This is a genomic window from Chitinophaga sp. CB10 (genome assembly GCA_001870995.2).
Classification (GTDB): Bacteria; Bacteroidota; Bacteroidia; order Chitinophagales; family Chitinophagaceae; genus Chitinophaga.
This window is the reverse complement of record MLAV02000001.1, coordinates 176,898-189,308: the sequence shown is the minus strand read 5'-3', so window position 1 is coordinate 189,308 and position 12,411 is coordinate 176,898. Positions and strand designations below refer to the sequence as shown.

Genomic DNA, 12,411 nt, shown 5'->3' with positions numbered 1-12,411 from the left:
CTATTTCGTGTTTAAAACTCCGGGAAGCAGCACGCTGCTTCCCGGGTATGTAATGTAGTATTGATAATAATTAAGCGGACAGGGTAGCTTCGCCTTTCTGCCAGTTGCATGGGCACAGCTCATCTGTCTGCAGGGCGTCCAGCACGCGCAGTACTTCTTTCACGCTGCGGCCTACGGACAGGTCGTACAGGGATACCCAACGCACAATTCCCTGAGGGTCTACAATGTAAGTAGCACGGTATGCCACTTTTTCATTGGCTTCCAGGATACCCAGTTCTTCTGCCAGGGATTTGGAAGTATCAGCCAGCATCGGGAACTGCAGACCGCGCAGGTCTTCGTGGTCTCTTCTCCATGCTGCGTGAACGAACTCGCTGTCAGTAGAAGCACCGATCAGTACCGCATCGCGGTCAGCGAAATCCTGCGCATGTTTGTTGAATTCAGCAATTTCAGTAGGGCATACAAACGTAAAGTCCTTAGGCCACCAGAACATCACCATCCATTTACCGGAGTTTTTCAGCTCTTCAGAAGACAGTTCGTAGAACTCTTTGCCCTTCTCGATAGAAACTACAGCCGTTTTTTTGAATTCAGGAAACTCTGATCCTACGGATAAGATAACATTTTTCATATTCTATATTCGATTTTTGATTTGTTGCTTCAGCTAAATGTCGTTTTTGCAGGCGCAAAGATCACTTTACATTCATTATTAATCAAATAGATTTTTAAAATGTGATATTGAGTTTCTCTATATATAGGAAAAAATACCGCAGTGAAGCACTACAGCAAAGCCCCTGCCCCTCTATATACAATAATTTAATACGGCGGATCACATTTTTATGGGATTTCCGTAACATTTTGGCACGGAAATTAGTTATATAAGTGAAGCTTTTTAAATCTGGAAAAATTAAATTTTAGCATGGAAATGAAAAAGAAATACTTATTACTCGTGATCGTTACGATTGGACTTGCTCTGATTCCGTTTATTAAAAACAGCATCATTAAACAGGATGAATTTGACGCTACCAAAGATCTGTTCATCTAGTGTTTAGCGGGTCCTGCATTGCCGGTCAAAACTTCCCCACCGCGGGATCGGGACGTTTTTTGCTTTTAGGTTCGTAGTGCTGCCATATGGCATACCCTACCTTCCGCATTAACTGCCAGGCCTCGTTCTCCGGTTTCCAGCTTTGATCCGCAATATTTTTCGTGGCAATACAATACACGTAATCGCCATGTGGCCCGTTCACCATGATCACCTCCGATCTGGCATCATCCACAGCGCCGTTCTTTGATGCGGTCCTGATATTGGCAGGAACCTGCAGTAATCCCTGGGTATCCCAATAATTGCGCGTCAGGTTCCTGTACATTCGTTCGCTGCTCGCCTGGTCTATCACCTCCCCCTTGTACACCATTTCCATCAGCCGCGCCATTTCCCGCGGGCTCGTTTGCCCCCAGCCATAAATTTTCCTGATCTCTTCCCTTCCCGGCGTTCTTGAATTCACCCGCAATACCTTAAAGCCGTTGCGTTCCAACCAACTGTTGATCGTAGCGCCGCCACCAGCAAGGGATTGCAGCCAGAGGCTCGCCGTATTGTCGCTCATCGTCAGCATCAGCATCATCACCTTGTCCAGGTCAATCTGCTGGCTGTCCTTAAACGATCCCAATATATCCACCCCGGGATACAGCAGGGAATCCCTGTAGGTCAATGGCTGCCGGTATTGCAGCTCCCCTTTCGCGATCTTGTCGAAAATGCCCACCTGGATCGTGGTCTTGATCATGCTGGCCGTCGGGAAGATGGTATCGGCGTTGATCTCCACCACTTTATCCCGCTGCAGGTGATGCACATAAATGCCGGCCTGGCCGTGAAATTCCCGGAGTAATTGTTGCAATTTCGCCTGCAATTTGGCATCCGTGCGCTGGGCAAACGCAGGTGCGGTTAATAACGTAGCCGCAAGGCAACCGAGGAGGTAAGTTTTCATCCCCTTAAAATAAAAAGGATACAGCAAAAGAAAAAGCGCCGAAAGCCGGCGCCTAATATTTATTTCATCATGTCGTTACGCTGATCAAATCCGAAAAGCTCCGTATCCCGATCATCTTGGCCGAAGTGTATCCTTCCGCATACTCCACTCCCACCATCTTACCGAGCATCTTAGCCCTGTAAATCACGCTCTCAAAAAAGTTCGCGCCGGAGATGTAGGTCTGCGGCTCATGGTCGTTCGCGGCCAGGAACTGCGAGGAAAACGCCTTGATGGCTTCCAGCTTGCGCTCCATCACCGGGGAAATATCCAGCACAAAATCTGGCTCGATGTAACGGTCCTGCAGGAAGTGAAACACCTGCTTCGGGCGCCACGCCTCCTGCTCCACGCCATCCAGCTGGGTGGATATCTTCCGCAGGCCGGCCAGGAAGCAGCTGTCCGCAATCAGCTTCGCCGCGCGCCCATGGTCCGGGTGCCGGTCGTCAATCGCATTGGCCAGCACGATTTCCGGGCGGTACTTCCGCACGGCGCTGATAATGGCCATTTGTTCCATGGTATCGTTACGGAAAAAACCATCGGCCAGGCCCAGGTTTTCCCGCACTTCCAGGCCCATAATTTTTGCAGCCGCCTGCGCTTCCTGCTCACGCAGCTCGGGGGTACCTCTCGTGCCCAGCTCTCCGCGGGTGAGGTCAACTACGCCTACCTTCATGCCTTTGGCCGCGTGCATCATCAGGGTGCCGGAGCATCCCAGCTCCACATCATCCGGGTGTACGGCTATTGCGAGTATATCCAGTTTCATAAGCTAAAAAATTGAGGTGCAAAGATACGGATCAATCTTCTGAGCTGGTGATACGTACCCCTGCTTTCTTGCCGGTCAGCTGGTAGCGCTGTTCCAGCTCCTTTGCCGGCACTATTTCCAGGGTGCGGAAAGTCTTTTTATCGACCGTAAACAGGAGGGCCTCGTTTTTATCATTCACCACCTGGCCGTTCACGATATAGGCCAGCGCGCTGTCTGCCAGGCCGGTATTACGCAAACTGTCGTACGCCGGCGATGCCGATTGCAGGAAATTCGCTACTCTCTTGCGGGCAAAGGGTTTGGTTTCCATATAAATCACCCCGTTTTCCGCCTGCGGGCCGTATAACAGCACGGCCCTGCGGCCTTTGGCGATGGTGATCAGCCCGATCTGGTCCGGCGTAATCTGGTTGGCGGCGCCGGGCGTCACCAGCACGCTGTCTACCACGTACACAGGGTCGCCCTCCTCTTCGGACTGCGCGAACAGGGCGGTGGGTAACAACAACAATAATGACAGTAGAAAACGATTGTAATTCATGTGTACGAAGGTAGGCAATCTTAGTTATAGGCGCGGTACCGCTGGTACATCTCCAGCTCCTGGACGATCACCTCGATGTCCTTGTCTTCCTGGACATCGTACTCGCTTTTCAGGTTGCCCCCGAAGAAGAAGGCCACCGTTTGCCATACGCGGGCGTTGAAGCCGCCCTTGAGTTCCTTGATGATTTCAAAGCAGTTCTGGCCGGTCTCCCGGTCGATCAGCTTCATCAGCACCTTGCCCTGGTACACGGAGAGGTTGGTGAGCTTATCCCCAAACTGGGCCTTCAGCTCCTTTTCCTTGCTGGCGAGGTAAGCCTTCCTGGCGCGGCCATTCGGCAGTTTTGCCAGCTCCGCACCTACATCCTTGAGGATGCGCGCGGCTGATTTAGCGTACGGGTAAGTTACATACACGGCGTTGCGCAGCCTGGAATAACGCTCTTTTTCCTTCCGCAGGCGCCGCGGCAATTTATCTACCACGTCAAAAATAGCCAGGGTAATCACGGGAATGGTATCCGTGCCTACCACTACGGCATGCAAGGGTATTTTGTCCGCCCCATGCGCTTCCTGGGCTGCAGCGGGCCTGCTGCAGGCGAGCATGCCTGCTGCGAGGGATAAAAGGAAAACGGTTTTTTTAAGCGGATGCATACCCATGAAACGCAAGTTACTATCTGATTGTTACCACAAGTTAATTAAAGATTTGACACGTAGTACACTCTCTTTCCAAGCCGCATATGCAGCACTGTCACGGCAAAGCTGTCGATCGTCCGGAGCACGTCCGGCACCGCGTTGCTCGTCAGCCAGGAGCCCAGCACATGCGCGCCAGCGCCGGGGATGGGGATGGCGGCCTTTTGCCCGGGCGGCGTGCCCAGCTGCTTTTCCATGGCCAGGATAGCGGAAACTTTCACCGTAGGGTCCTGGTGCTGTTCATCTTTATAATAGTAGAGGTTGAGTACCGGCTGCTTCACTTTCGCAAAAGTTTCTTTTGTCATCGTGGTTTCCAGCAGCTCTTCCAGCTGCACCACGGCTTCCAGCCGGTAGCGGTTGTTCCAGTACCGGTTACGGATGGCGTTGGTGTCGTGCCCCTCCCGGTAATCCCCGCCGGTGATGAGGCGCGCCAGCTGCAGGCCCCAGTGGTTATTGGCGAGGAAGGCGAATTTATCGTTGATGGCGATGTTGGGCGACATATTCACCAGCGCATATACGTCGTCCGGGTATTCCGCGGCGAGTTTCAGCGCCAGGGTGCCGCCCGTGGACGTGCTGATGATAACGACCTTCTCCCCGATGGCTTTACCGATGGCCAGCGCCTCCTGCGCGTCCGCCCAGAGGCCTTCCGCGGTCATGTGCAGCAGCGGGCTGTCGGACCGGAGGCCATGCTGATCCAGCCGCGACAAGTAGAGGTTACAGTGAAATACCTTTGCCACCTCCTGGTGTACGGGATTTCCTTCTTCCTGGCTGGCGGAAAAGCCATGCAGGTACACGATGGAAAAGGGCGTTTTTTCATGCAGACTATCCGCCCAAACGATCCTGGCTTCATTATCCGGCTTCACGGGCAGGGCGGCCTCACGGTGACGGATATACGCATCCAGGCTGTCCGGCTGCTGCGGCACCGCGGGCATATGCTTTGGATAAGTCGGGGTGGCGGGTTTGGGGCCTAACAGGTACACCACCAGCAAGGCGGATGTAACGATGAGGCATATACGGAACCATCTGCGTTTCATGGTCAGGGTTTTGTATTATAAAAATAAGGAGGAAAAACGGATTTTTTGGGGGGGGAGGTAAGAGTTAATGCCGCGGTAATACGTGGTACCGGTGATAGGTACCAATAGTGGGGCGGTATGCCAGGGCGATGATGGGCCTGGCAGGCGGCCCGGCAGGTGTTAAACGCTGATGGAACATTGTTCCGGAGGGGATGAGTGGCGATGGGGAATGGGAACAAACGAAAGCGGGGAGTAAACAAACCTTCCGGTTCATTTACTCCCCGCCGGGAAAAACAGCTCAATATTTTTAAACCCTTTCCTTCACAGGAGCAGCCGTGGCTTTGGAGCCGGAGGCCTTGCCCTTGTTCAGCTTCACACGGTACACAACGGCAATCAGCGTACCCACAATCATCACGATCACACCCAGCCACAGCACGTTGATGTACGGGAAGATGATGGCTTTCATGATGATATAGTCGCTGCTGGTATCCGCTTCCTTCACCTTAATCTCAATCTTATTCTCCGCCGGCAGGATTTTGCTGAAGCGTACCTGCAGGGCCAGCGGCGCCAAAGTATCTTCGATGCTGTACTGATATGCACTGTCGCGGATCAGGTACACCGGCTGCAGGTTGAAGTGATCGTCCGTCTGCGTATATACTTCCAGGTTAGCCCCTACCGCCAGGTCGCCTTGTCGCGGCACATAGTTCTTATTGGTAGGGTCCTTCGCGATGCCGCGCATGATCATAAAGCCTTTGGAGAAGAAGATGGAATCGCCTTCCTGCACCAGGTGGCTGGTATAATTGGCGGTATCGTTGGCTGGCGCGGTTTTATCCTTTAAAGGAGGCGTAGCGGTGATATACGTGAATATATCCTTGTGCAGGTAATGCCTGGACGCCGGGTTGGAAGTCAGCGCATTTTCCTTGCTGTTAACGAATGCGTTAGGATATAGGCGGAAACGCTCTACGATTTTTCCGGCTTTGTCCTTCCGCTCATAATCCACTTTGAAATAGACTTTCGCATCTCCCGGGGCAATGGAATCGCCGACGAAGGTAGCATGGTAATCGCCCATTTCCACCGGTACGCCCAGCGGCAGCATGATGTTTTCGCGGGCGTTCTGCTTACTTTCCTTGCGGAAGATGTCCTGGCTCAGCATTTTCATTTTGTCCAGCGAGATCACCTCTTTGCGGGAGGAGGAGAGCAGCGCGCCGAGCAGCACCATGCCAAAGCCCACGTGGGCAATGGAAGCGCCGGCAGTTCTTATCTTACCTTTTTGTTCAACGATGATATAGATGATGTTAGCCACCACCGCGTACACCGTTGCAAACAGCATCAGGTAGATAGCGCCGAGGAAGCCCGCGCCATAATCGGTGTAATGCACCCCGCCTGCGAATATGATCGCCAGCGTGATGGCCAGGGATACCACCGTAGGTACCAGCAGTTTTTTGCCCAGTACGCTGCGTGGCGTATCCTTGTAGCGCATGTATTGTACAACGGCAGTCAGGATCGCGAGGATCACCGCCAGCCAGATCTGTATCTTGTTGTAGTGGAACATGGCGTCGGAAGGCGGCGCCATTTCATCGAGGTTGAAGAGCTTCTTCAGCCCGAAGAGGTCCAGCAGTTTATTCCACACCGGGATGGAGGTCGTGAAGGTAATCTGGATGGCTGAAATCAGCATTACCAGGGAACCGACGAACAACCAGAATTCGCGGGAGTAAGTACTTTCTTCCTTGTTGACCGCAGGGATTTCTTTTCTCCGGGCAATCATCATCCAGATAGCCGGGATGGTGAACACGCCCATGAATACCAGGAGCTGTCCGCTCATACCGAGGTCCGTAAAGGAGTGTACGGAGGAATCCCCCAGTACGCCGCTACGGGTGAGGAAGGTGGAGTACAGTACGGTGATGAAAGCCATGAAGAAGAAAAACACGGTGGATTTCAGCGCGTGACCGGTAGATTTAAAGGCCAGGCAGGTATGCACGCCCGCTACCAGGAGCAACCATGGTACGAGGGAGGCGTTTTCCACCGGGTCCCAGGCCCAGTAGCCGCCGAAGTTCAGGGATTCGTATGCCCAGGCGGCGCCCATCATGATACCGAGGCCGAGGATGGCTACGGCAAAGAGGCCCCATGGCAGTACGGGTTTCACCCAGCCGGTGTAATCGCGGGTCCAGATGCCGGCGAAAGCATAGGCAAAAGGCACGATCACGGAGGCGAAGCCAAGGAACAGTACCGGCGGGTGAATCACCATCCAGTAGTTCTGCAGGGTGAGGTTCAGGCCGTTACCATCGTGTATGAAAGTAAGGTATTCGGCAGACTGGAAGATGGGCGCTGCCTGGTTTTCTTCTGCCTGGCGCAGGAGCATGAAAGGATTGCTGCCCACTTTATAACCGAGGATGTAAATACCGAGGAGCATGCTGCTCATCATGAGCTGCGAGAGGGAGATCACGGTCATCACCGGGCTTTCCCATTTGCCGCTCCTGCGGATCAGGATAATACCAAGCACGCTGTTCCAGATGCTCCACAGCAGGAAGGACCCTTCCTGGTCGGACCAGAGGCTGGACAACAGGTATTGTATAGGCAGGTCGCGGGAGGTATTACGCCACGCGTACTTGTATTCAAAAAAGTGATTATACAGAATATAGTAAAGACAGCTGAAAACGGCCAGAACGGCGATGGACTGGATGAAAAATCCCCAGCGTGCTATCTTTTTCCAGGAGGTGCGCGCCGGCTCCTCTTTGTTCACCACAGCGCAATAGTAGGCCACAGTGGCTACTAAAGATGCTACAAACGCTAAAATGGCGGCAAAGTGGCCCAGCTGGCCTGGTAGTAAATGTTCCCCTACAAAATTCATGATGCTTCAGATAAAAATTAAAGTGGCTTGTTTGCCGGCGCTGTCTTGCCCAGCACAACCTGGTCGTTCTTATACTTTGACGGACATTTCATCAGGATTTTGCTGCAATGAAAGTCTTCCCCATCCATCATGCCGGTGAGCACAACGGATTCGGCTTTCTCAAAGTCGGTTGGCTTGGCGCCGTTAAACACCACCTTGCGGGTTTCCCCTTTTTTATCTTTAACATAGAAACTGAAAAAATTGGCATCCTTCAGCGGATCGTAGGTCATTGTCTGGAGCGTATCCAATGTGCCAATCACATGAAACTCCTTCCCTTCTTTCTGACGGGCGGTTGCGAAAGTTTCATAGGTACTGAAATCACCAACCATCGTGATAATCACCCCTATTGCTACCGCAATAACCACCAGCAGGATAATATTTGTTTTTTTCATATAAAAATTATCTTCCTATTCTTATGATACAAGCTGCAAAAACCCTTACCCAGTCAATGTTTCAACCCCTATGCAAAAAACCTGTATTTATCTACTCCAGATTAACTGCGCAAAATTAACGCAAAATGACCTGGAAACGACAAAATTTATATAAAAGGCAATTCTTTTTCCAGGAAGTCAGGCTGTAAGTAAACATAATAGTATCTTTGCGCGGAATTTTGAATTTAGAATTTTATCATGGCTGATTTAACTCAATTTGACCCTAACTCAGTGGGGCTGCTTTCAAACAACATTTTCGGACTGCCGTTCCAGGAAGATGACGCCAGGCTGGTACTGCTTCCTGTACCCTGGGAGGTAACCGTTTCCTACAGTAATGGTACCGCCAGAGGTCCGGAACATATCTTCAGGGCTTCCCTCCAGGTTGACCTCTATGATGCGGACGTGAAAGACGGCTGGAAAGAAGGTTTTTACATGCGCGAACCGGATAAACACCTCCTGCTCCGCAGCGACTACCTCCGTAAAGAAGCAGAACTCTACCTGAAATTCCTCATGGAAGGGGGTGATATTGAAGAAAATGAGTTCCTGAAAAAGACCCTGGTAGACGTAAACAACGGTACCAAGGCCATGAACGAATGGGTATATAACCAAACCCGCGACCTGCTGGCAAAAGGCAAGCTGGTAGGCCTCGTAGGTGGCGACCATAGCACGCCGCTGGGCTTTTTCAAAGCCATCGGCGAACACAAAGGCGATTTCGGCATCCTGCAGATCGATGCGCACTGCGACCTGCGCGACAGCTACGAAGGTTTCCAGTACTCCCACGCTTCCATCATGTTCAACGCGCTGAAGGAAGTACCGCAGCTGCAGAAACTGGTGCAGGTGGGTATCCGCGACTATTGCGAGGAAGAGGTGGATTACATCCGCAACAGCAATGGCCGGGTAGTGACCTTCTTCGACAAGGACATCAAGGAAAGACAGTTCGAAGGCGAAACCTGGAAATCCATCTGCGACAGCATCGTGGAGCAACTCCCGCAGCAGGTGTACATCAGCTTCGACATCGACGGGCTGGATCCTAAATTATGCCCGCATACCGGCACCCCGGTGAGCGGCGGTTTTGAAACAGAGCAGGTATATTACCTGTTTAAACGCATCCTCGCCAGCGGCCGCCAGCTGATCGGCTTCGACCTGAACGAGGTAGCCGCTTCCCACGACGAATGGGATGCCAACGTAGGCGCCCGCGTACTGTTCAAACTCTGCAACCTGCTGGTTAGCGCACACAAATAAATCAAGCGGCATGTACAAACTGCGCATTATACATCCCAATGCCACCGGCAGGCTGAAATTGCTGCCTGTTATGCATGGCATCGTGGGCGTACTGTTCCTGGTAAATGCTATCGGCATTTACCGGGGGGCAGCCAATCCCAACTGGTTCCTGGCGCTCTTTTTTGTAGCGGTAGGATTTGCCAGCCTGGCATTCCCCTTTATGTCCAAAAGGTTCAAAAATTTTGCGGCAGCCAATACCCTGGTGCGGCTCGTACAGATCTTCGTTTGCCTCACCGGCAGCCTGTACTTCCTCTCGCACCTGCAACCGCTGGCCGCGTTATTGCTGATCCTGGCAGGATTCGGGCTGGGCTTCATCGCCTGGTCGGAATACACCGTATTCCTGCCGGCACGCATCCAGCTGGACGCAACAGGCATCACCGTCCCGACGGCTTTCAAAAACCGCCTGGTTGGCTGGAACGAACTGAATAACGTAATTTTGCGTAATGACCTGCTCACCCTGGATTTCAAAACCAACAAAGTGGTGCAAATCGAAATCATCGATGAACCAGGCAAAGAAGAAAGGGAAGCGATCAACAACTTCTGCAAAAGCAGGCTCTAAACATCAATTATTTTTATGGCGGTATTAAAGCAAACACCTTACATACTTTATTCCGACGGGAATGGTAATATCTTCGAAGATACGTCCATGTACGTAACCGGCCGCAGTGGCTGGGATGCATGGCCTATCGAGGCGGATGAATGGATTGAATTACCGGAAGGCGGAAACTTGTATGAACTGCCCGGACGCAGAGGCATCGGTATCAACGCCGAAACCGGCGATATGCAGCTCTGCGAAAAAGGTTGGGCGGTAGCGGCTTTTATCCCGCCTGCACATACCGGCTTTTACCTGGCAGCATATGAAACCATGCCGGATGCGCCTACCCTCCCCCTCTTCTGCTACACGGCAGTGGGCTGGCTGGACGGGAAGTTCTATGTGCCTGCCACCCGCATTGAGGCGGACATCCGCCAGGAATGCGCCGGCTTCGACGATAAGAAAGTGAAACAGGGCGTTAACCAGCTCCTGAAAGCATACCCGCATAACAGGCTGGTACAGCACCTGGCAGAAAACTGCGCGCTGACCTACCATTGCCCTGCCGCCCGCAACTATTTCATGGGCAGGTGGGAATGCCCGATCCCTTCCTCCCCGGCTTGTAACGCCAACTGCGTTGGCTGTATTTCCTTCCAGCCGGAAGAAGAATCCATCGTATCCACACAGGATCGCCTCCGCTTTAAACCTACAGCGGAAGAAATCGTGGAATACACCGTCCCGCACCTGGAAACAGCGCCTTACCCTATCGTGAGCTTCGGACAGGGCTGCGAAGGAGAGCCGCTGCTGATGTGGGAAACCATCCGCGAATCCATTATCGAAATCCGTAAACATACGCCTAAAGGCAGCATTAACATCAACACCAACGGCAGCAAGCCGGATGCGGTAAGAGCCCTCTGCGAAGCAGGCCTGAACAGCATCCGCGTGAGTATGAATTCCTGCCAGGAGAAGTATTATACGCCTTACTACCGGCCTAATAACTACGTGTTTGACGATATCGTGGAAAGCCTGAAAGTGGTGCGCGAATTCGGCGGGTGGACGTCCATCAACTACTTCGTGTTCCCGGGCATTACCGACAGTGCGGATGAATATGAAGCGCTGCGTAAGCTGATCCGCGACACGGACCTACAAATGATCCAATGGCGCAACTTCAACATCGATCCGGACTGGTACATGGGCCGTATGAACATTACGGACCCGGGCGAGTGCCTCGGCATGAAACAGTTACTGGAACTGATCCACGAGGAATTCCCTCACCTGAAATTCGGTTATTTTAATCCGCCTATCGAGCGTATCAAAGGCGATTACATGAAGGATTTCGCACACTAGGAAAGTTCTTCCAACGATAATAAAAGTCCGTCCCTATGCGCGCTTTCAGCTCCAAAGCGATACTGGCGCGCATAGGTGCTGGGCGACATACCGGTTACTTTCCGGAATACGCGGTTGAAAGTGATCGGGTTGTTATACCCCGTAGCATAGGCTACAGATGCAATGCTGTCATACTCCCCGCTGATAATCTTCTTACAGGCGGCATTGATCCTGATCTCATTTAAAAATTCAAGGTAGGTTTTACGGGTGTGCTTTTTGAAGTATTTGCAGAAGGCATAGGTCGTGAGGTGCGCCACCTGCGCTATTTTGCCGAGGGTGATGTTCTCTGCGTAATGTTCCAGCGTGTACTGGTAAATATCGTTCATGCGCAGCCCTTCCGACTCGCTGTAGGCATGGCGGGAGAAGCCCGTGGAGAGCGACTTCCAGTCCTTCACCTGCCGGCTCATCTGCAACAGCAGGTGCATGAACGCCAGGAGCCTTTCCGCCCCGGTGAGCCGGGAGATGCGGATGATATCCGGCGCAAAACGCTCCTCGTACTGGGCCGGCAGTTGCAGGCTGCTGCGTGCCTGGGCGAGGAACCTGCGCACCCCTTCCATTTCAGGCAAAGCCAGTAGCCCCATCAGCGCATCCTCATGGTCGAAGAAAATATGAATGGCATGTATATTCTTTTCCTGCTGGTTTTCGAAGTATTTGGCATCTCCTTTAAACATATGCGGCTGGTTGGCCCCAATCACATAAATTTCCCCGGCCTTGAACGGCTGGGTGTAATTGCCGGCAATCAGGGTACCCTCTCCTTTCAGGATCAGGGTGATCTGCGCTTCTTTGTGGCGGTGGAGATAATGATAGAAATATGGTAAAATGTCCTCCTGTACTACTACGGAGCCCTCGTCAGCCACCGGAACGGTAAATTGGATAACTTTCATTTACCAATTTTACTCA

At 52.3% G+C, this 12,411-nt stretch carries 12 protein-coding genes; 3 read left to right on the top strand and 9 right to left on the bottom strand.

The annotated features are described in order from the left end of the window. Positions 1-70 precede the first annotated feature (70 nt). From BOC67_RS00710 to BOC67_RS00675, 8 genes are all read right to left on the bottom strand, one after another. Positions 71-625, bottom strand: coding sequence for a peroxiredoxin (locus BOC67_RS00710; RefSeq protein ID WP_291906252.1), 555 nt, complete (start codon positions 623-625; stop codon positions 71-73). Between the two features lie 439 nt (positions 626-1,064). Then, on the bottom strand, positions 1,065-1,973 hold the full coding sequence (locus BOC67_RS00705) for a serine hydrolase (RefSeq protein ID WP_291906251.1): 909 nt from the start codon (positions 1,971-1,973) through the stop codon (positions 1,065-1,067). Between the two features lie 67 nt (positions 1,974-2,040). Next, entirely contained in the window at positions 2,041-2,769 is a 729-nt protein-coding gene (gene bshB1, locus BOC67_RS00700; protein WP_291906250.1) for a bacillithiol biosynthesis deacetylase BshB1, read from the bottom strand. A gap of 31 nt (positions 2,770-2,800) precedes the next feature. Further along, a complete protein-coding gene (locus BOC67_RS00695) occupies positions 2,801-3,301 on the bottom strand; it encodes a hypothetical protein (protein ID WP_291906248.1) in 501 nt (166 codons plus the stop codon). Positions 3,302-3,321: 20 nt separating this feature from the next. Next, positions 3,322-3,945 carry a DUF4294 domain-containing protein gene (locus BOC67_RS00690; RefSeq protein ID WP_291906247.1) on the bottom strand — a complete coding sequence of 208 codons (624 nt, stop codon included), beginning with the start codon at positions 3,943-3,945 and terminating at the stop codon, positions 3,322-3,324. 44 nt (positions 3,946-3,989) lie between these two features. Then, positions 3,990-5,018: an alpha/beta hydrolase gene (locus tag BOC67_RS00685; RefSeq protein ID WP_291906246.1), complete on the bottom strand. Its 1,029-nt coding sequence runs from the start codon at positions 5,016-5,018 to the stop codon at positions 3,990-3,992. Between the two features lie 286 nt (positions 5,019-5,304). Further along, positions 5,305-7,845: a cytochrome c biogenesis protein CcsA gene (gene ccsA / locus BOC67_RS00680; RefSeq protein ID WP_291906245.1), complete on the bottom strand. Its 2,541-nt coding sequence runs from the start codon at positions 7,843-7,845 to the stop codon at positions 5,305-5,307. Between the two features lie 17 nt (positions 7,846-7,862). After that, on the bottom strand, positions 7,863-8,276 hold the full coding sequence (locus BOC67_RS00675) for a cytochrome c maturation protein CcmE (protein ID WP_291906243.1): 414 nt from the start codon (positions 8,274-8,276) through the stop codon (positions 7,863-7,865). 237 nt (positions 8,277-8,513) lie between these two features. Between BOC67_RS00675 and BOC67_RS00670 the strand changes: the two genes are divergently transcribed. The 3 genes from BOC67_RS00670 to BOC67_RS00660 are packed head-to-tail and all read left to right on the top strand — an operon-like array spanning position 8,514 to position 11,472. Continuing rightward, positions 8,514-9,557: an agmatinase family protein gene (locus BOC67_RS00670; RefSeq protein ID WP_291906241.1), complete on the top strand. Its 1,044-nt coding sequence runs from the start codon at positions 8,514-8,516 to the stop codon at positions 9,555-9,557. 10 nt (positions 9,558-9,567) lie between these two features. After that, complete coding sequence (locus tag BOC67_RS00665; RefSeq protein WP_291906239.1) at positions 9,568-10,155, top strand: hypothetical protein; 588 nt, start codon at positions 9,568-9,570, stop codon at positions 10,153-10,155. A gap of 15 nt (positions 10,156-10,170) precedes the next feature. After that, the gene (locus BOC67_RS00660) at positions 10,171-11,472 is read left to right on the top strand and encodes a radical SAM protein (RefSeq protein ID WP_291906237.1); all 1,302 of its coding nucleotides are present in this window, start codon (positions 10,171-10,173) and stop codon (positions 11,470-11,472) included. Here the strand turns inward: BOC67_RS00660 and BOC67_RS00655 are convergent. Further along, on the bottom strand, positions 11,469-12,395 hold the full coding sequence (locus tag BOC67_RS00655) for an AraC family transcriptional regulator (RefSeq protein WP_291906235.1): 927 nt from the start codon (positions 12,393-12,395) through the stop codon (positions 11,469-11,471). The two genes, BOC67_RS00660 and BOC67_RS00655, sit on opposite strands and share 4 nt — an antisense overlap. Positions 12,396-12,411: the final 16 nt, after the last annotated feature.